Below are 20,385 nucleotides of genomic sequence, written 5' to 3'. Positions count from 1 at the left end.
TTTCGGTTGGTCCGGCGTACTACTCGGGGTTCATTAGACTGCCGCCTGAGACGCCATCGGCCAAAAAAGGGGGAGGCATGCTTGTCTTTGACGGGACGTATAGGCTCGAAAGAAAAGAGGACCCCGGAACAACCCCGATCCATGCCTGTTCCTGGCGGGTGAAAATCATCGACTTTAAATCCGGCGATCCCCATCATCCTCACATCCGTCCCTATGCCGTATTGGCGTTCCGAAAAGAAAACGGTTTTTTCAAGTCCAGCTGTGCCGAAAGCCTGGGAAAGAGAATCTGCGGGGATTTTGGCCTCGCGGTGGATGACCTGCTGTGGGTTGAAGCGTTTCCCGATCTTCCAGGCGCGCTATATGTGGCTTTGTTTACGCCCCGGTATCAAGACGCGGACATCCGCTACAGCGTTGCCTGGCGGCCGATATTAGACAATGAACGGGCCGCTGTGGCCCCCTGGTGCTGACAGGCTCCGAATTGATCATCGGATGGTTTGCCAAAATATGGGTTGAATGTTAGATCGGTTTTCACTAATATGCGCCTCCAAACAGAAGGCAACCCGTCGGGGCGCTTTTGGTATCCGCAGCGCTGGTGTTGGATCGCTGCGCATCAGGGTTCGTCTGCTTCCCAATGGCGGGGGCTGTGCCGGTCGGGTCATGGGTGGTGTCGCAGGCGTGCGTTGGCCGTCAACCAAATACGATGAGAAAGAAACCGATAATGAAGGTACTGGTGAGTGACAACCTGGGTGAGGACGGCGTTCAAATGTTTCAGGAGGCCGCCGGCATTGATGTGGACGTGAAGACCGGCTTGGCCCCTGAGGCGCTCAAGGCGATCATCGCCGATTACGACGCCCTGGTGATTCGAAGTTCCACCCATGTGACCGAAGATCTGCTCAAGGAGGCCATGCGGCTCAAGGTCGTGGGCCGAGCCGGTATCGGTCTGGACAACGTGGATATTCCGGCAGCTACCCGGCGCGGGGTAGTGGTCATGAACACCCCCACGGGCAATGTTATCACGACGGCAGAGCATGCAATCGCCATGATGCTGGCCCTTACACGCAATATTCCCACAGGAACCGCCTCCCTGCGGGAAGGCCGTTGGGAGAAGAAAAAACTTCAGGGTCGCGAGATCTTCAACAAAGTCCTGGGTATCATCGGATTCGGCAAGATAGGCGCTATTGTGGCTGACCGCGCCCGCGGGTTGAAGATGAACGTGATAATCCACGATCCCTTTGTCACCCCGGAACAAATCCAGAAGGCGGGATTCGAGAGTGTGGATCTGGATGCCTTGTATCAACGGGCCGATTACATCAGTGTGCATGTTCCCAAGCTGAAAAATACGGTCGGGATGATTCACAAGGAAGCGTTTGACAAGATGAAACCCGGGGTCATGATCATCAATTGTGCCCGGGGCGGAATCGTCAATGAGAGCGATCTTTACGATGCCATCGTTTCCGGCAAGGTTGCCGGGGCGGCCCTGGATGTGTTTGAAACCGAACCGCCGGGTCAGAGTCCCCTGATCACCCATGAACGGGTCATCTGCACACCCCACCTGGGGGCCTCCACCCGCGAGGCCCAAACCAATGTGGCCGTGGCCATTGCCCGGCAGATTATCGATTTTCTGACCGCCGGCACGGTGGTCAATGCGGTGAACATGCCCTCGGTGACCGGTGAAGCGCTGGAAAAAATTGGCCCTTATCTCACCCTGGCCGATCGCATGGGGTGTCTGCAGGCCCAGCTGGTCCAAGGTCCCATCAAGGAAGTGGTCGTGGAATTTCATGGTGACTTCAAGGACCTCGATCTCTCGCCCGTATCCACGGCGGTGCTCAAGGGTCTTCTGACACCGGTGGTCAAGGACGATGTTAACTTTGTCAATGCGCATGTCATGGCACAACAGCGGGGTATCAAGGTCACCGAAACCAGCAGTGCCGATTCGGACTATTATGTGAACCAGATCACCATCCGGGCGATCACAACCGAAATGCAAAGCGTGGTTTCCGGTACCATTTTCGGGAAAAAGGATCCGCGGATTGTCAAGATCAACAAGTTCCGTCTGGAGATGATTCCCCACGGCCACATGGCATTGATTCAGAACATCGACAAGCCCGGTTCCATCGGTGAGATCGGCACGACCCTGGGCCGACACCATATCAATATCGGCAGGATGCAGGTAGGCCAGGAGGAAGAGGGGGATCGCAATATCATCTTTCTGACCACCGACACGCCCATTCCCGAGGAGGTGGTGGCGGAGATGCGCCAACTCTCCTTGGTGAAGACGGTTACCCCACTGGAATTTTGAATAGTTGGACAACGCGTGCGCCTGGTTCGACGGCGTTGGGATCGCTCTCATGTTAAGCTTTTTTCACCCATAAGCGCCGCTTTGCCGACGAAATTGGTTTTGCCTGCGCTCATGACGATTCGTTAACACCCCTGGTAAGCCGTCTGTGCTTTGGCGATGCCGGTGGGGGGGATATTTTGTACTTTCAAGGAGCGTTCGCTATGACAGACGAAAAACCGGAGAACACCGCTAATGCAGGGTCGGGCAACCATTTCAAATCCGCAGCATCCTCGCCGCTGCCGACCATCAATTTCGCGACGTTTGTATTTTCTCTCAACTCATCGGCCCTGGTTCAACTGGGGATGCTCGAAGACCCGATGACCAATGAAAAAACCAGGAACCTGCCGCTTGCCAAGCAGACCATCGACATTCTTTCCATGCTGGAAGAAAAGACCCGCGGAAACCTGGATGCGGACGAGGCGGCGATGCTCAAGAACATCCTATACGACCTGCGGATCCTATACGTCAAAGAGAAACGATAGCAGGACGCGGCCGGCAATCAGCCATGCAAATGATTAGCCTAAAGGCGCCGGCGAAGATCAACCTGTTTCTTCGCGTCACCGGCAGACGTCCTGACGGCTACCATGACGTATATTCCCTCATGTGTCCGTTGGCCCTGTATGACATGCTGACCCTGACTTTAGGTGGCACCGGCATCGGGGTCGTCTGCGACCATCCCGGCGTGCCGCAGGACGCGTCCAACCTGGCGGCGCTTGCGGCCCGGTTGTTTTTAACGACCGCTTTTGTGGAAAGACCGCTTCCGGTTTCCGGCCTGACAATCCATATTGAAAAAAAAATTCCCGTGGGGGCTGGGCTTGGGGGTGGCAGCAGTGACGCCGCGGCCGTCTTGACGGCCTTGAACGATCATTTTGGGAAACCCCTTTCCAGGCCGGAACTCATGGCCCTGGGTGCACGCATCGGTGCCGATGTTCCTTTCTTTATCCTGGGGGCCCCCGCACTGGCGACAGGAATCGGGGACCGGCTGAATCCCTTTTTGCATCTGACGCCGTGGACGGCCCTGCTGGTTTATCCCAATGAGGCGGTATCCACTGCCTGGGTCTACAAAAATCTGAATTTAAGATTGACAAAAGGTGAAAAAAAAATTAGTAAATTTCACTTTGATGGCCGATTTTTCAACGTCGATGAGCATCTGGTCAACGATTTGGAACCGGTGACCGAAGGGGCGTTTCCGGTCATTAAAAGGATAAAGCGTTTGCTGCTGGCACATGGAGCGGCCGGGGCCATGATGTCCGGCAGCGGTTCAACGGTGTTCGGACTCTTTGCGGACTCCGACCGAGCCATTTCAGCTCGTACTGCCTTGTGTAAAAATCAGCAAAGTCAAAACTGGAAGCTTTATGTTGCGGATCTATTGATTCAGGGGCCGGTTGTTGCCCACGTCCGGATATAGGGCACCGGTTATTTCTGCTGGGGCGTCGTCAAGCGGAAAGACACAGGATTTTGGTTCCTGCATTCGGAGGTTCGAATCCTCCCGCCCCAGCCAATCTCGTCGTACAGGGGAGCAGCGTTCAGAACGTGACAGCGAAAAAACAAAATTTCTGTATATTTACGGGTAATTCCAACCCCGACTTGGCGGGCAAGATCGGCGGATACCTAAATATGCCGCTGTGCGGAGCCGTCGTCAAACGATTCAGTGACGGTGAAATTCAGATTGAGATCGATGAAAATGTGCGTACCAAAGACGTTTTCGTCATTCAGTCCACCTGCAGTCCGGTCAATGACAACCTGGTTGAACTGCTTCTCATGATCGATGCACTCAAACGGGCTTCGGCGCGACGCATCACCGCCGTCATTCCTTACTACGGTTATGCCCGGCAGGACAAAAAAGTGGCGCCCCGAGTGCCCATCAGCGCCAAGCTGGTTGCCGATCTGCTGACGACTGCAGGTGCCACCCGTGTGATCACCATGGACCTGCATGCCGGGCAGATCCAGGGGTTTTTCAATATTCCGGTGGACAACCTTTATGCGGCGCCGGTGCTGCTGGAATACATCAAAGGCAACTTCAACGAAGACCTGGTCATCGTTTCGCCGGACGCCGGCGGCGTTGAACGCGCCCGTGCCTTTGCCAAAAGGCTCAATGCCGGGCTGGCTATTGTGGACAAGCGGCGGTCGGCCCCCAACAAGGCCCGCGCCATGGCTGTAATCGGTGATGTGAAAGGCAAGATTGTCATCATCCAGGACGACATGATCGATACCGCCGGCACCCTTACCGAGGCTGTGAATGTGATCATCGAAAACGGTGCCCGGGAAGTCCATGCCTGTTGTGCCCATGCGGTTTTGTCAGGGCCTGCCGTGGACCGAATAAACGCTTCACCCATTACCAGTGTCGTCTGCACGGACACGATTCCGCTGGACCCGAAGGCGGCTGCCTGTAATAAAATCAAAGTGCTTTCCATCTCCAGCCTGGTGGGGGAAGCCATTATCAGAAGTTACACCGGGGATTCGGTGACGTCCCTGTTTGTGTAATATAATTCAAGGAGGAAAAGATCGTTGGAAATAATGAACCTGAACGCAAACCTGCGGGAGTCCGTGGGTAACGGGCCTTCACGCGTGCTGCGACGAGATGCCAAAGTACCCGCCATATTGTACGGCCCCAAAACCGACCCCGTTAAACTGAGCATCGACAAACTCGAGCTGGAACCGATCTTCAAGTCCGGTGCCGTGGCCCAGAAACTGTTGAAACTTCAAATTGACGGTATCGACGGTACCCGGAACGTCATGATCAAAGAGATGCAAAAACATCCCGTCTCCCACCAGCTGCTTCACCTGGACCTTTATGAAGTGAGCATGGACCAGAAGATCAAGGTCATGGTTCCCGTGGTGGTCACCGGCAAGAGCGTCGGCGTTGAGCAGGGTGGCATGCTGCAGATTATTCGTCGGGAGCTGGAAGTCTTCTGCCTGCCCGGCCGGATACCAGAAAAGATCACCATCGATGTCACCGACCTTGATGTCGGCGACTCGTTCCATGTCGAAGACCTCCCCTTGGAGGAGGATGTTGAAGTGGCTGCCGATGTCAACTTCACCATTTTGACCATTCTCAGCCCGAAGGCTGAGGAGGCAGGTGCGGAGGAGGGCGAAGAAGAGGGCGATGCAGCAGAAGAACCGGCTGCCGGCTAGTATTGTCGATTCATCGTCTGGGGATTTCCGGCACGGCTTGCCATTGCCATGATGGCTGAGAACAGACCGCACGTGGTCGTCGGTTTGGGTAATCCAGGCCCGGCGTATGCGCAAACTCGGCACAATATCGGGTTCATGACGGTTGACCTGTTGGCGTGCAGATTCGGTCTGACGGCCAGACGCAGCCGAATCGATGCAGCCATCGCCGAAGGGGATATAGCCGGGATTCCGGTTCTGGTGGTCAAGCCGTTGACCTACATGAACCGGTCCGGAGGCCCGGTGGGTGATATCGTTCGAACAGACGGGATCCAATGCGAGGATTTGGTCGTCATCCACGATGACATTGACCTTGCTTATGAAAGATTGAAAATCAAAGAGAAAGGGGGGGATGGAGGACACAATGGACTAAGGTCCCTGATCGACGCCCTGGGGACCGAGGCTTTCGTGAGGGTGCGCATGGGTGTCGGGCGGCCCGAAGCCGGCATTGGGGCGGCGGATTACGTTCTGGGGGAATTCGATGCCAGGCAGCGAACAACGCTGGAACCTTTTCTGTCACGGGCGGTCGAGGCCGCAGTTGCAATCCTTTGTGAGGGAGCAAAGGAAGCCATGAATCTGTTCAACCGGAAACCTTGATTTCACGCTAATCACTGAATGGAGGAAAGAATGGAAGTTGTAATGAACAACATACCGCTCGTTTGTACGTTGGTCGGTGTTGCTGGTGTTATCTTTGCGATTATCCTTGCAGTTGTCGTTAAAGGCGCACCAGCCGGAAACGAGAAAATGCAGGCTATCGCCGGTGCCATTCAGGAAGGCGCCATTGCCTACCTGAACCGCCAGTTGAAAAGCATGGGCATCGCCGGCATCATCATTTTTGGTGTCATCTTTGTCACCATGGGTGCTAAAACCGCCTTCGGATTCATGATTGGTGCGGTCGCCTCGTTCATGGCCGGTTACATCGGCATGCGGGTCTCTGTCATCGCTAACGTGAGAACCGCGGAGGCAGCCAGAAAAGGCATGGCCGCCGGTTTATCCATGGCTTTCAAGGGTGGTTCCGTAACCGGTATGATCGTTGCCGGACTGGCCCTGACCTCCGTGGCGGGTTACTACGCCGCCACCCATGACGTCATTGCGCTGGTCGCCCTCGGATTCGGCGGCAGCCTGATCTCCATCTTCGCCCGTCTGGGCGGCGGCATCTTCACCAAAGGCGCCGACGTGGGCGCCGACCTGGTGGGCAAGGTCGAGGCCGGAATTCCCGAAGACGACCCCAGAAACCCAGCCACAATCGCCGATAACGTCGGCGACAACGTGGGTGACTGCGCCGGTATGGCCGCCGACCTTTTCGAGACCTACGCCGTTACCGCCGTTGCCGCCATGCTGATCGGCCATCTGCTGTTCCCCAAAATCCAAATGGCAACTGAGTTCCCGCTGATTCTCGGCGCGATTTCCATCATCGCTTCGATGATCGCGGTTTTCTTTGTCCGTCTGGGCAGTGGCGGGTACATCATGGGCGCCCTTTATAAAGGCATGTTCGGTTCCGCCATCATTGCGGCAGTGGCATTTTACTATGCCTGTACCAAATACATGGCTAACGTGCCCGATATCTCGGCCATGAACATCTATTACTGCACCCTGATCGGGTTGATCCTGACCGTCGTGCTCGTCATCATTACCGAGTACTACACCGGCAAATATGCACCGGTCATCGGCATCGCCAACGCGTCCACAACCGGCCACGGCACCAACATCATTGCCGGTCTGGCCGTGTCCATGCAGGCCACTGCGGCGCCGGTGCTGGCCATCTGTCTGGCCATCTTCCTGGCCCACAATTTTGGCGGACTGTACGGCATCGCCATGGCTGCCATGTCCATGCTCTCCATGACCGGTATGGTCATCGCCATCGACGCCTACGGTCCCATCACCGACAACGCCGGCGGTATTGCCGAAATGGCCAACATGGAAGAGAGTGTCCGCGCCGTCACCGATCCTCTGGATGCGGTCGGCAACACGACCAAGGCCGTTACCAAGGGTTACGCCATCGGTTCCGCCGGTCTGGCCGCATTGGTGCTGTTCGCTGCCTACGTCATGGAATTCAAGGTCAGAGGCGGCGGTAAGGAAGTTTTGGTCTTCGATCTATCCGATGTCAACGTCATTATCGGCCTGTTCATCGGCGGCTTGCTGCCCTACTTGTTCGCCTCCATCGCCATGAAAGCCGTCGGCAACGCCGGCGGTGCCGTGGTTGAGGAAGTTCGCCGTCAGTTCCGCGAAATTCCGGGCATCATGGAAGGCACCGCCAAGCCGGATTACGGCGCCTGCGTGGATATCGTCACCAAGTTCGCCTTGAAAGAGATGCTGATACCCGCACTGCTGCCCGTCGTCGCTCCCCTGCTGGTGGGCTTCCTGCTGGGCAAAGTCGCCCTCGGCGGCCTGCTGATCGGCTCCATCGTTACGGGTGTCTTCGTGGCCCTGTCCATGACCACCGGTGGTGCTGCCTGGGACAATGCCAAAAAATACATCGAAGACGGCCACCTGGGCGGCAAGGGCTCCGATGCCCATAAAGCCGCCGTTACCGGTGACACCGTCGGCGATCCCTACAAGGATACCGCCGGCCCGGCCATCAACCCCATGATCAAGATCCTCAACGTCGTGGCGCTGCTGATGGTTCCGTTCCTGATGTAGTCACAAATGCGGATCTGATCCGTAAATCCTGCAGTTTAAAAGGATTGGCGCCGGACGGCGCCAATCCTTTTTTTATTGATTATTGGCGGGTGCAATGGTATATTCTGCTATTCCATATGGTTATTATTTGCTTCCCCGGCAGGCAGCGGGGATCTCTCCTTACGGGATTCATTTTCAAGCAGGTCACTTGTAATACACGGTTTTCAATCCGGAAACGCAGTCTCCACAAGCTGGTTTTAACCCCTGATCACTGGTACCCACATGGCAGATAAATCGGTCAAGGACAGTTCCAAAGGCACAGCATCCCAAAAACGATTCAAGGTTGGTGATCTTGCTGTATACCCGGCCCACGGTGTCGGTCGCATCGAAGCCATCGAAACGAAGGTCGTCAACGGTGAGGAACACGACTTTTACATCATGAAAGTCATTGAAAATGCTATGGTGATCATGATTCCCACCTGGAACGTGGATTCGGTGGGTTTGCGGGACGTGATCCAGAAAAAGGACATCCCTAAAATTTTTGATGTGATGCGCTCCCGGCAGGAACAGCCCATAGACAATCAAACCTGGAATCGACGCTACCGCGAGTATATGGAAAAAATCAAAACCGGTTCCCTTTTCGAAGTGGCTGAGGTTTATCGGGATCTGTCCCTGCTGAAATTGACCAAAGACCTCTCCTTCGGAGAACGGAAACTTTATGACACCGCCCAGAACCTTCTGGTCAAGGAACTATCCACCGCCAAAAATAAAAATGAAAAGGTGGTGATCAGCGAGATTGAAGCACTGTTCAAAACCGATGGCAGCTGAACCTCGCCCATATGTCCAACCCACCACTGTCCTTTACCATTTGCGTGGGGCCAACCCAGGCGGGCAATCGCCTGGACTGCCTGGTTGCCGCTGAAATCGACCATTGCTCGCGCTCGTTTGCCGCTTGCCTGATCCGGCAGGCCCACATCACCGTCAACGGTGGGGCTAAAAAACCCGGTTACACGGTAAAGGCCGGCGAAACCGTTTCCGGCAGAATTCCCCCGCCCGAGACCCCAAGCCTCCAACCTGAGCCCATCGCCCTTCAAATCCTCTATGAGGACGCCGAGTTGCTGGTGGTAAACAAGCCGCCGGGAATGGTCGTCCATCCTGCTCCCGGTCACAACTGCGGTACCCTGGCCAACGCGCTCATGCACCATTGCGTGGATCTAAAGGGCATATGCGGGAGCCTCAGGCCGGGCATCGTCCACCGCCTGGACAAGGATACCTCAGGTGCGCTGGTCGTGGCTAAAAACAGCCGGTCCATGCACCACCTCGCCGCCCAATTCAAATCCCGGGAAATTCGCAAGCTTTACCTGGCCTTGGTGTATGGTAATCCACGTGCTGATAAAGGCCGCGTGGACTTGCCGATCGGCCGTCACCCGGTAGACCGCAAAAAAATGTCCGTGACCACCCGGACGCCCCGTTCGGCGTTGACCCATTGGCGCGTAATTGAGCAGTTTGCCGGGGCATGCCTGATGGAACTGGATATCCTCACAGGACGGACCCATCAGATCCGAGTGCACTGCAAATCCATGGGGCACCCGGTAATCGGGGATCCGGTGTATGGCAACCGGGGTGACGGCAAGCGACTGGCGGGGGTTTCAGATGAGATTGGTCAAGCGGTCATGGGGTTGGACCGTCAGATGCTGCACGCTTGGCAGCTGTCATTCGTGCATCCTGTGACTGCCCAACGAATAACTGTGGAAGCGCCCTTGCCCAAGGAGATGGCCCAATTGATCCAGCGGTTCAGATCGATTTCAGCACGCACCTGAAACCGATATGGAAAGCACGCGCCCGGCGGAGACCAAATAGGTGCAGCCGTGTGTGTGCGGGTGGCACCTATTTGGTCTCACAGAATCTGATCAGGCGGCGTTCTGGTCCTGCCGCTCCGGGTTGTAGCACAGCCGGCAGCAATCGAGACAGCGGCAGGATTCGTATTTGGCATTGGCCTCGGTGATTACCTGGTCAACCTCGATCATGGAGTCGATTCGCTCGGCCACGGGTAGTTCGGGCATGGGTGTTCGGGGTGACTTGATTACCCCGGGAACGCTTTCGAACAAGGATTCGGGAATGTGCCGTTTGCGCAGGGATTTTGGAGAGCCTTTGATCTTTTCACCGGAAATGTATTGATGGATGGCCCGTGCGGCGCGCCGTCCGCCGCCGATGGCATCCACCACCAGAGACGGGCCGGTAGCCACATCCCCACCGGTAAACAGGTAGGGCGCGCTGCACTGCAGGGTTTCCGGGTCGTTGTCAAAGGTGTTCCAGCGGGTGATGGTGATGTTCTCCTTCTCCGGCTCCTTTTCCATGAAGCTGAGGTCGGGCTGCTGGCTGATGGCGGAAATGACCATGTCCACGTCGAGAACCGTCTCCGATCCCTCGATGGGCACCGGCCGGCGCCGGCCGCTGGCGTCGGGTTCACCCAGCTTCATCTGCAGGTATTCAAGCCCCTTGACGTTGCCCTGGCCGTCATCGATGACCTGGGTGGGGGCGGCCAGAAACTGGAATTTGACGCCCTCATGCTCGGCTGCCTCGATTTCGACCACATTTGCAGGCATCTCCTTGCGGGTCCGGCGGTAAACGATATAGACCGCTTCACACCCCAGGCGCAGCAGGGTCCGCACGCAGTCGATAGCCGAGTTGCCGCCGCCCACGACCGCCGCCCGTTTGCCGATGGGAACCTTTTTGTCGGGTGAACTGGCCACGGATGAGAGGAAACTGATGCCCTGCGAGACCCCTTTTAGATCTTCACCCTTTATGCCGAGCTTGTAGTCCTTCCATGCGCCAATGCCCATGAAAATGGCTTCATAGCCTTCGTCACGCAGGGACTGAATGGTAAAATCCTTGCCCAGACAGGTATTGTAGTGCACATCAATTCCCAGATTCAAAACGCCCTCGATCTCCCAATCCAGCACCTTGTCCGGCAGGCGGTATTCGGGAATGCCGTAACGGGTGATGCCGCCCAGTTTGGGCATGGCATCGTATATGGTGGGATGGTGGCCCAGGCGCCGCAGAAAATAGGCGCAGCTGATGCCGGCCGGTCCGCCGCCGATTACGGCCACGCGCTTGCCGGTATCCGGTGCGCAGGTGATGGGAAAGCGTCTGCCGCTGTTCATCTCATAGTCGGCCACGAACCGTTTGAGCTGGTTGATCGAGACCGCTTCATCTTCGATGCCGCGGCGGCAATAATTTTCGCAGGGATGGGGGCAGACCCGGCCGCAGGATAGCAGCAGCGGGTTGCGCTCGCGGATGGTATTGACGGCGCCTTCGTAGTCGCCCTCCTTGATCAGGCGAATATAGCGGGGAATGTCGATTTCCGCCGGGCAGGTCTGCTGGCAGGGCGCCAGCGCGTGGTCTTCCTGGTTGAATACCAACAGCCGCTGGGACATGGTTTTGACGGAGAGGAGATCCTTGGGACATACCGCCGCACATGCCCCGCAACCCACGCATTTCCACTCGTCAATCACCGGGAAACCTTCCGGCCCCATGAAGATGGCATTGAATTTACATGACCGGACGCAGTCTCCCATGCCCAGACAACCAATGGTGCATACCCGTTTGCCTCCGTATAGGGCCGTCATGGCAGCGCAGGTCATGGCGCCATTGTAAATGAATTTATCGTCGGCACGGTTGCCGCCGCTGCAGGGGTTGAGGGATTTCAGGGGTTCAGCCGTTCCCGGGTCCACACCCATGACAGCAGCGATATTGATGGCCGCTTCCGAGTCCGCGGCCACGCAGATGCCCGGTCCGGCCTTGCCTTCGACGATGGATACGGCCGCGGCACTGCACCCGGCAAAGCCGCATCCGCCGCAGTTGGCGCCGGCAAGGAAGTACTCGACCTGGCCGATGCGGGGGTCTTCATAAACATAAAAGACTTTGGAGGCAACACTGAGGATAATGCCGCAGGTTGCGCCAATGCCCAGCATAACGAGAATAGCGATGGTCACGAAAACCTCCTTGGTTCAATCTATACCATGCCCCGAAAGGCATAAAAACTCAGCGAAAAAATTCCGGCGGTGACCAGGGCGATGGAGGTATCCTGCAAGGGTTTGGGCACCCGCGCCAGCAGGATGCGCTCGCGCACCCCGGCGAAAAGAATCAGGGCCAGGCCGAAGCCGGCGGCATATCCGAAGGATGTGACCAGGGCTGGTAAAAAACCGAGCTTCTTGTCGATGTTGAGTACGCAGACACCAAACACCGCACAGTTGGTGGTGATCAATGGCAGGAAAATGCCCAGGCCGGCATACAGGGCCGGAATGCTCTTTTTGAGAAACATCTCGACGAACTGAACCAGCGATGCAATGACCAGAATGAAAGCGATGGTCCGTAAAAATTCCAATTTATACGGCACCAGCAGCCATTCGTAGATGACCCAGGTCATGACACCGGCCATCACCAGAACGAAGATGACCGCCATGGCCATGCCTGCAGCCGTTTCCATCTTCTTGGAGGTGCCCAGAAACGGGCAGTTGCCAAGGAACTGTGCCAGCAGAATGTTGTTGACGAAAATGGTGGCGACGATGATTTCGATATATTCCATGGTGGATTAACTCCTCGATGCTATTTGCTGGGGATCAGGTTCATCGCGCAGAGCAACAATCCCAGGATCACAAACGCCCCCGGCGCTTGGACGGCGAAACCGAATGGTTCGAAAGCGGCACCGAAGATGTTGGGTATGTCCCAATGGACCAGCCCGAACACGTCTCCTTTCAAGGAACCGGTTCCGATCAGTTCACGTACAGTACCCAACAAACCCAACGCCCAAGTGAATCCGAGGCCGATGCCCAGACCGTCGGCGGTGGACTTGATAACCCCGTTTTTCGAGGCAAAGGCCTCGGCACGGCCCAGGACGATACAGTTGACCACAATCAGGGGGATGAACACGCCCAAGTCTTGGAAAAGGGTATAGGCAAAAGCCTGCATCATCTGTTCGACCACGATGACGAAGGTGGCGATGATGATGATGAAGCAGGCGATGCGCACCTTGGCGGGGATGACCTTCCTCAATAGGCTGACCAGGATGTTTGAACAGAGCAGGACGAAGGTGGTGGCTAGTCCCATGCCGATGCCGTTTTTCAAGGAAGTGGTCACTCCCAATACCGGGCAGAGACCGAGAACCAAGCGGAATGGCGGGACCTCTTTCCATAGGCCCTTGGTAAATTCAGAAGCGAACGATTTGGCCATTGAGTAAACTCCTTTACTTGCCCATGCCTTTGATTTGTTCTTCCAGCTTTGGTTTCAGCCTATTGTAAGTCTCGATGGCGTTGTTGACCCCGACGCACACGGCCTGTGAAGTGATCGTGGCCCCGCTCAGGGCGCTGATCTGACCGCCGTCGGTGGTGATGCTGAACGGACTGGTGATGGTTTTGCCAGCAAATTGGGCGGCAAAGCTTGGATCGTCTTTGGCCCTGGCGCCCAGGCCGGGGGTCTCTTTATGGGTGGTTACAGCCATGCCGCGCAGGGTTTCGTCAGTCATATTGATGGCCACCACCATACCGACCTGGTCCCCATACCCGCTGGCGCTGGCCTCGACCACGACGGTATCGGCCGCACCGCCGAATACACCCACGAAGATATTGCGTTCCTGGTCACCGTCTGCAATCTTGAAGCGGTCTGCAACGGGATCGTTGTCGGCCGCATCTAGGATCTGTCGGATGGCAGGCCCCTTGACCAGGTTCATGACATTGTTTTCAATCCTGGGTTTGGCCCATTCCTCCAGCCCTTTCAAGCCGCCGCCTGAAATGACACTGAGAATGGTCAACACCACAACCATTTTGATCATTTCACCCATGTCACGCCACCTTTCCAATTGCCTTGGGTCTGATCTTGTCGATCAGCGGATTTATCAGATTGATCAGGAGAATTGAGAAGATCACGCCATCCACATAGGCACCGATGTTACGGATCAGAACCGTCATCACACCGCCAAGCGCGCCGTAGACGAGCATGGGAATGAAGTTGACCGGTGAGGATGAGGATTCGGTGGCCAGGAAAAAGGCGCCGATCAGGGTGTATCCGGTAAGCAGGTGGAATGCCGGCGGGGCGTAGCGGACCGGATCGGACATATTGAACAGCAAGGCGCAGATGAAGACGCCGACTATAAAAGCGATGCTGATTTCCCAGCGGATGATTCCCCGAAGCATGAGGTAGATGCCGCCGATGGCGATGGCCAAACCGCAGGAACTGCCCAGCCCGCCCACCTGCCGCCCCATGAACAGGTCAATGGGGTTGAGGTTCTCTACAGCCGCCGGGCCGAAGGCCTTCAGGGCGGCCAGCGGATCCGTCGTGGAAGGGAAGTCGAGCGAGAAATTGACCAATGCGGCGTCGAAATCGAGATGGTTTTTGTAGGACACTATTAAAATGGCGATCGCCAGGGCCACCGGATTGAACGGGTTGGCACCGATGCCGCCGAAAATCTGCATGCCGATAACGATGGCCAGGAAGGTACCGATGAGGACGAGCCACCAGGGGGCTGATGCGGGAAGCACCATGGCCATCAGCAATCCGATCAGGGCGGCATTGCCGTTGCCTACGGTAACCGGCTGTTTGCTTGCGTAGTTGAGCAGCAGTTCCCAGATAATCGCCGAGGCAATGGCCAGGCTGATGACGCCCAGCGCCGGGGCCCCGTAATAGGCGATTCCCACGATCGCTGCGGGAAGGGCGGCGATGATGGTGTGGTAGCTGCGCTCGGGAATCCCGCTGCCGTCATGCCAGAAAGGCGCGTGGGAAACAATTAGCGTTTTCTTACTGTTCATTCATCTCCTCCGCAGATAAGGTCCGGCCCAATTCGTATTTTGCCAGTTTAATATACTGATAGATGGGGATGCGGGATACACAAACGTAGCTGCACAGACCACACTCGATGCACGAGTAAAGATCGTAGAGATCGGCGCCTTCAGTGTATTGTCCGGCTTCCAGAAAACGAACCAGCAGGTTCACCGGTACATTGGCCGGGCAGATGCGCACACAGTCGCCGCAGTTGATGCACGGATAATCGCTGTAAAGGGGAATAACGCTTTTGTCCTGAACCAGGATGGCATCGGTGTCCGGTCCGATGGGCAGGTCTTCGCTGTAGATGGCCTTGCCGGTCATGGGGCCGCCGAAAATGATCTTGTCCTGGTCGTTGATTTCGACGCCAAACGTCTTGAGCAAAACGCCTACCGGCGTACCCACCCGAGCGCGTGCCAAATGCCGGGTTCCGTTCTTGTCGAACACGGCCACTGTTTTTTCCACGGGCAGGCGGCCCGACGAGAAGGCCTGACCGATGGTGGCTACGGCTTCCGCACAGATGAAATGAACGCCCATGGGTGCAATACCCTTTTCATCGGGCAGGCGGCCCGTCAGATTGAAAAGTACCATGAGTGGCTGGGCGAAGGGGTACTGGCGAGGAAACGGCTGGATTCGGGCATCCAGATGGCCGGAGTAGTTCTGCACGCTCTCTTCGGGAACCACGATGACGATGTTTTCGATCCCGGTGGCTTTTCTCAGGACTTCGATGCCTGCATTGAGGGCTTCGGCGCTGTGCTTGAGCACATAAAGACTGGTATCGATCAGAAGATCCGCATTGCCGCCGTAAACCACAATGGTGTGAACGGGGTTGCGTTCATCCATCAACGGTGTGATGGCCGGCTCCCCCGGGCAGGCTGCCAGATAGCGGTTAAGCGACTCCAGAGACGGTTCCAGGCTGGCTTCGGAAAACTCGGTGTCCGGGGTATCACCTGCGGCGGTCTTGATGGTTACGGCGGTCCAGGCCTTTCCGTAATCGGCCAGAAAGGGGGCCACGGCACATACGGTGCCGGTAACCGATGAGATGGCGCAGATTTCATCGTCTGCGTTGAGCGCCAGCCGTTGACCGGTTTTTACCGGTGTGCCCACTTTCAAACTGTTGCTTGTTCGTTTCAGTTCCTGCTTGATGTACAGGGTAACGGTCTCCGGAGTCGGGATGACCGCCGGTTCTGCTGCGGCATCGGTGGCCAGTTCGTAGTGAAAGCAAGGTTTGGACAAACCGAAGAATGATCGTTTTCGCATAGTTCAACCTTTTGTTAGGGCCGCGGTGATAAATGAAACCGTTGAAACAGATCCATGAACGCTGACTGCCTCGATTACAGGATGTGACATTTGGCGCAGTTTTCCGAACCGGACTGCGGGCCTTTGCCAAACTGTTCATGGCATTCGATGCACTGTTGGTGGAAGGCGTCCGCCCGTGAGACCATTTCCGTATCCTCGATATCGCTGTCATCATGGCAGTCCAGACATCGTTCCGGCTGTGAACCCGCTTCGGCCGGCGCCTGATGGCACTCACCACAGGCAATCAGTGCACCTTCGTCTTCACTGGGATGATGGTGGCAGTCGAAGCAGGATGCCCCGAAACCGGATGCGGCCGTGTGCGTGTGGTGATCAAAAAGGACTTTCCCCGCATTGGTCTGGTACATGATCCGAATGGGTTCATCGGGTGCTTTGGCCGGAAAGGCGGCATAGCAGATAATACCGACAAGCAACAGGTGGATTGCCAGACCGTAAGCAAACAGCAACTGTTTCTTCGACGTCATGTGGTCTTGATCCTTTTTGGAGTTGGTTTGTGAAAACAATGTGGGCAGAAAAAATCAACCCATCGACTATCATAATGCACAAAACCTTTCAAGGCTTTATTTGAGTGGAATCAACATGCTGAAAAGAATACGGATTGGGCCTTTTTTAGCGCGGAAAAAATGACTGCTCCAGACCACCGGATGCTGGATTGACGCGGCAGCTGCCGGGGCCGATGAACACCCGAAGATCGTGGGCCGCGTCGCTGCGTTTTCGGCAACCCGAAAGGGCGCCGGGCGCCAAACGGGCGGCAGCCAATTGGATGAGGCCGCTTGTCTTTGGACAGCGCTGCGGCGTCCTTGTGCCGCGGTTCCCGCAAAAGACGGTTAACGATCGACAGGCGATCGAACTGACGGAAACCGGGAGTTATCCGTATGGGGCAGAAATTTAGCTGCTGAGAAGCGGTTCATGAAATCCAGGTTCACGTTTAACTCCAGATAGGTGATGCCGTCGCGGATTTGGTTGATCCGGTCGAAGCAGGCTGGATCTTCCAACACCCGCGCAGCGCCCCCCAGGGAACTGTTTCCCAGGCTGTGGTAACGCTGCAGGGGCAGGTCCGGGATCATGCCGATCGCGATGGCGGATGCGGGGTCGATATAGGCACCGAAAGTTCCGGCCACGAAAAAACGCTCCAGGTCCTGTGGCTGCATACCGACGCTGTCGGTGATGGTTTCCAGGATGGTGTACATGGCGGCTTTGGAGCGGATCAGGCTGTCCAAATCCGCCTGGGTGATGCAAAGGGCTTTACCCGTGGCCGACTGGTCGGCCGGAACGATGGTCAGGTGTGCCATGCCGTCTTTCATGGACCAGCGATCCGCGCAGCGCTCGGGCAGCAGTTTTCCCCGTATGTCGATCATTGCAGACCGGAACAGGCCGGCGGCAAGGTCGATGACCCCGGAGCCGCAGATGCCCCGGGGCGGCTGGTCGTCGATGGTGTGGATGTCTAAATTCAGGGAGTCTGGATCGATGGCAATGCGGTCGATGACCCCGGGACCGGCCGTGGTGCCCATGGGGGTGACGCCCCCCTCCAATGCCGGTCCTGCGGCCCCGGCGCAGGCCATCATCCAGCTGCGGTTGCCCAGTACGACTTCGGCATTGGTGCCCACATCCACCAGGATGGCCGTCTCCTCCCGCTGGTCCATGTCGCAATAGAGGATTCCGGCAACCAGGTCGCCGCCGAAGTAGCTGCCTACATTGGGAAAGATCAGCACCCGGGCGTTTGGATGAACCGTTAGACCCAATTCGGTTGCCTTGAACACGCCGGGCCGGTTTACGGCGGGGATGTAGGGTTCACGGATCATCCAGCGGGGGTTGAGGCCCAGCAGCAGGTGGGTCATGGCCGTGTTGCCGGCAACGGCGACCAGGTGAATGGCTTCGGGTGAGATGCCGCAGCGGGTACACAAAACAAGCAACTGCGTGTTGATGCCGTCGATGATCAGCCGATTGAGTCGGTTCAGACCGCCGGGTTTTTCCACGTGATGGATGCGGGTCAGCACATCGGGACCCAGGGCGGTCTGGGGATTGTCGCATACCGATTCACCCCGGCGTGTACCGGAGGCAAGATCGATGATGCGCAGCGCCACCCGGGTGGTGCCCAGATCGACGGCCAGACCGCACAGGTCCTCGGTGGTATCCGGGGGGGCCAGATGCGTCAGGAGGCCGTTGCCGGCTGGATCCTTGAACAATACGGCGGTGGCGCGATAATTCCACTCCCGCAGGCAAAGCGGCAGCTGTTTGAGGAGGTCCAGGTCCATGTGGACCGTCCGGGTCCCCAGGGCCTTTTTCAATGCCGATTCGAGCCGGTCGGCGTCGGCGGTGTTGTCCCCCAGGGATGGATACGGGAGGGTGACGGGTCGCACCCAGCTGTCGTCAGACGTTCGGGTCATGGGTTGTCCTGTGGCTGTCCAATGCTGTCAGGGGTTCAGGGGCAGGTCAGCCGTCGCCGGATGGCCTCCACCAGCCGGGGCATGATCCAGCCGGCTCCACCCAGCAGGGGCAGGTTGCTGATGCGTGCGGTGAGCGGTGTGGGTTCGGGGTTGATTTCGATGATGACGGCACCGTTGTCCTTGGCGATGAACGGCATGGTGGCTGCCGGTTGAACCATGGCCGAGGTGCCGACGACCAGCATGACGTCGCAGGCTGCCGACACCTGCTGGGACCGGACCAACGCTTCGTCAGGGATCATTTCGCCGAAGAAGACACAGTCGGGGCGAAGGATGCCGCCGCAGATGCATCGGGGGGGCATCCGTGTCAGATCCACCTGGGATGTTTCAACACGCCGGTTGCAGTCCAGGCAGGATTGCCAGGCAAAATTGCCGTGAAATTCGATGACGTCGCAACTTCCCGCCATTTGATGGAGGCCGTCCACATTCTGGGTAATGACGGTTTTCAGAATTCCGAGCCGTTCCATATCGGCCAGACCGGTGTGTCCGGGGTTGGGCCGTGCGGTGTCCAGCAGGGTCTTCATGTCTTTGATCAACACCTTCCACACGGTTTCAGGATTGTCCAGGAAGGCATCGATATGGGCGTATTTCATGGGGTCGATCTTTTCCCACAGGCCCCCTTTTCCCCGAAAGGGGGGAATGCCGCTTTCCACTGAAATACCGGCGCCGGTGAGCGCCACGGTGGATTTGGCTTTGGACAGAATGTCGGCGGCGTGTTCGATGGGATCGGTCATCATGGTGATCAGGTAAAAGGTCTTTCGTAAAAACCGATGGGGTCTTCAGCGCTGTGGGGTCCCTGTCCGGCGGTTGCCTTCAGTCTTCAGGCTGACTGCCTATAGCCTGAATTGCATATCCCGGCCCACGGCGAAGCACTCCAGGGTTTGCCCTTGCTGGGCGATGATTTTTTGGCAGCGGTCCACGATTTCATCCATCTGGTCGTCGGTGCGTTCCTGGTTCAGGTGAAACAGGCCCAGGCGCTTGACGCCTGCGGCGAATGCCAGCTTCAGGGTGTCGGTGTAGGAAGAATGCCCCCATTCGGACAGCTTGCTGTATTCGGATTCGGTGTACTCTCCATCGTGAATCAGCAGGTCCGTTCCTTTGCAGAAATCCACATACGCCTGAAAGGGCAGGCCGCCGGGATGCACGAATCCCAATTCATTGTCCGTGAGGAAGACGAAGGCCTTGCCGTTTTCAATGAACTTGTAACCCTTGCCGGTGTTGGGATGACTGATGGGAATGGGCACCACGGTTGCCGACCCGATCCGAAACTCGGCCGGGTGACCCTCCTCCCAGACAATCTTCGCTTTGAGGTCCGAGTAGCGTACCGGAAAATTAGGCGGTGCCATCACCTTGGAAAACATGCTCTCCATGAACTTTTTGTGGAACGGCGCCCGGTGCATGTGAATCTCGGTGCGGCTGAGAAACAGCGGCTTGAAGAAGGGGAAACCCATGAGGTGGTCCCAGTGGCCATGGGTGAGCAGAAAGTTGTAGCGGTAGCGACCCTGATCGATGAGGTGGTTTCCCAGGCGTCGAATGCCGGTGCCTGCATCCACGATGATGATGTCGTCGCTGTCGGTGCGGATATCCATGCAGGTGGTGTCCCCGCCGTACTTGATGTACTCTATACCGGAGACGGGTATAGACCCTCTGGAACCCCAGCACGTAATGAACATGGTCAGT

Annotated in this window: 20 protein-coding genes and 1 tRNA gene; 11 read left to right on the top strand and 10 right to left on the bottom strand. The window is 56.9% G+C overall.

Annotated elements, in window-relative coordinates:
* The first annotated feature begins 77 nt into the window (after positions 1-77).
* From R6V78_RS19555 to R6V78_RS19505, 11 genes are all read left to right on the top strand, one after another.
* Positions 78-467 carry a hypothetical protein gene (locus tag R6V78_RS19555; RefSeq protein ID WP_410291070.1) on the top strand — a complete coding sequence of 130 codons (390 nt, stop codon included), beginning with the start codon at positions 78-80 and terminating at the stop codon, positions 465-467.
* Between the two features lie 251 nt (positions 468-718).
* Positions 719-2,299 carry a phosphoglycerate dehydrogenase gene (gene serA / locus R6V78_RS19550; protein ID WP_410291069.1) on the top strand — a complete coding sequence of 527 codons (1,581 nt, stop codon included), beginning with the start codon at positions 719-721 and terminating at the stop codon, positions 2,297-2,299.
* A 200-nt stretch (positions 2,300-2,499) separates the two neighbouring features.
* Positions 2,500-2,820, top strand: coding sequence for a DUF1844 domain-containing protein (locus R6V78_RS19545; RefSeq protein WP_410291068.1), 321 nt, complete (start codon positions 2,500-2,502; stop codon positions 2,818-2,820).
* A 23-nt stretch (positions 2,821-2,843) separates the two neighbouring features.
* Entirely contained in the window at positions 2,844-3,746 is a 903-nt protein-coding gene (gene ispE, locus R6V78_RS19540; RefSeq protein WP_410291067.1) for a 4-(cytidine 5'-diphospho)-2-C-methyl-D-erythritol kinase, read from the top strand.
* An 18-nt stretch (positions 3,747-3,764) separates the two neighbouring features.
* Positions 3,765-3,839 (top strand) — tRNA-Gln (locus R6V78_RS19535).
* A gap of 32 nt (positions 3,840-3,871) precedes the next feature.
* A complete protein-coding gene (locus R6V78_RS19530; protein WP_410291066.1) occupies positions 3,872-4,822 on the top strand; it encodes a ribose-phosphate diphosphokinase in 951 nt (316 codons plus the stop codon).
* Between the two features lie 33 nt (positions 4,823-4,855).
* Positions 4,856-5,473, top strand: a complete 618-nt coding sequence (locus R6V78_RS19525; RefSeq protein WP_410291178.1) for a 50S ribosomal protein L25/general stress protein Ctc — start codon at positions 4,856-4,858, stop codon at positions 5,471-5,473.
* 48 nt (positions 5,474-5,521) lie between these two features.
* Positions 5,522-6,106, top strand: coding sequence for an aminoacyl-tRNA hydrolase (gene pth, locus R6V78_RS19520; RefSeq protein WP_410291065.1), 585 nt, complete (start codon positions 5,522-5,524; stop codon positions 6,104-6,106).
* 18 nt (positions 6,107-6,124) lie between these two features.
* Positions 6,125-8,149 (top strand): sodium-translocating pyrophosphatase, encoded by a 2,025-nt coding sequence (locus R6V78_RS19515; protein WP_410291064.1) that lies wholly within the window; start codon positions 6,125-6,127, stop codon positions 8,147-8,149.
* A gap of 261 nt (positions 8,150-8,410) precedes the next feature.
* On the top strand, positions 8,411-8,956 hold the full coding sequence (locus R6V78_RS19510) for a CarD family transcriptional regulator (protein ID WP_410291063.1): 546 nt from the start codon (positions 8,411-8,413) through the stop codon (positions 8,954-8,956).
* An 11-nt stretch (positions 8,957-8,967) separates the two neighbouring features.
* A complete protein-coding gene (locus tag R6V78_RS19505) occupies positions 8,968-9,948 on the top strand; it encodes an RluA family pseudouridine synthase (protein ID WP_410291062.1) in 981 nt (326 codons plus the stop codon).
* Positions 9,949-10,038: 90 nt separating this feature from the next.
* Here the strand turns inward: R6V78_RS19505 and R6V78_RS19500 are convergent, their stop codons facing one another.
* From R6V78_RS19500 to R6V78_RS19455, 10 genes are all read right to left on the bottom strand, one after another.
* Positions 10,039-12,123, bottom strand: coding sequence for an FAD-dependent oxidoreductase (locus R6V78_RS19500; protein WP_410291061.1), 2,085 nt, complete (start codon positions 12,121-12,123; stop codon positions 10,039-10,041).
* Positions 12,124-12,143: 20 nt separating this feature from the next.
* Entirely contained in the window at positions 12,144-12,716 is a 573-nt protein-coding gene (locus tag R6V78_RS19495) for an electron transport complex protein RnfA (RefSeq protein WP_410291060.1), read from the bottom strand.
* Positions 12,717-12,736: 20 nt separating this feature from the next.
* Positions 12,737-13,360 (bottom strand): electron transport complex subunit RsxE, encoded by a 624-nt coding sequence (gene rsxE / locus R6V78_RS19490; RefSeq protein ID WP_410291059.1) that lies wholly within the window; start codon positions 13,358-13,360, stop codon positions 12,737-12,739.
* A 13-nt stretch (positions 13,361-13,373) separates the two neighbouring features.
* A complete protein-coding gene (gene rnfG / locus R6V78_RS19485; protein ID WP_410291058.1) occupies positions 13,374-13,967 on the bottom strand; it encodes an RnfABCDGE type electron transport complex subunit G in 594 nt (197 codons plus the stop codon).
* A 1-nt stretch (position 13,968) separates the two neighbouring features.
* Entirely contained in the window at positions 13,969-14,931 is a 963-nt protein-coding gene (locus R6V78_RS19480) for an RnfABCDGE type electron transport complex subunit D (RefSeq protein ID WP_410291057.1), read from the bottom strand.
* On the bottom strand, positions 14,921-16,204 hold the full coding sequence (locus R6V78_RS19475; RefSeq protein WP_410291056.1) for a 4Fe-4S dicluster domain-containing protein: 1,284 nt from the start codon (positions 16,202-16,204) through the stop codon (positions 14,921-14,923). The genes R6V78_RS19480 and R6V78_RS19475 overlap by 11 nt, the downstream gene beginning before the upstream one ends.
* Before the next feature lie 74 nt (positions 16,205-16,278).
* Positions 16,279-16,725, bottom strand: a complete 447-nt coding sequence (locus tag R6V78_RS19470) for a cytochrome c3 family protein (protein ID WP_410291055.1) — start codon at positions 16,723-16,725, stop codon at positions 16,279-16,281.
* Positions 16,726-17,088: 363 nt separating this feature from the next.
* A complete protein-coding gene (locus tag R6V78_RS19465) occupies positions 17,089-18,648 on the bottom strand; it encodes an ASKHA domain-containing protein (protein WP_410291054.1) in 1,560 nt (519 codons plus the stop codon).
* Between the two features lie 35 nt (positions 18,649-18,683).
* The gene (locus R6V78_RS19460; RefSeq protein WP_410291053.1) at positions 18,684-19,439 is read right to left on the bottom strand and encodes an SIR2 family NAD-dependent protein deacylase; all 756 of its coding nucleotides are present in this window, start codon (positions 19,437-19,439) and stop codon (positions 18,684-18,686) included.
* Positions 19,440-19,538: 99 nt separating this feature from the next.
* Positions 19,539-20,378 carry an MBL fold metallo-hydrolase gene (locus R6V78_RS19455; protein WP_410291052.1) on the bottom strand — a complete coding sequence of 280 codons (840 nt, stop codon included), beginning with the start codon at positions 20,376-20,378 and terminating at the stop codon, positions 19,539-19,541.
* Positions 20,379-20,385 lie beyond the last annotated feature (7 nt).

It is taken from the genome of Desulfosarcina sp., assembly GCF_046496365.1.
GTDB lineage: Bacteria > Desulfobacterota > Desulfobacteria > Desulfobacterales > Desulfosarcinaceae > Desulfosarcina.
This window is presented reverse-complemented; position numbering and strand designations above follow the sequence as displayed.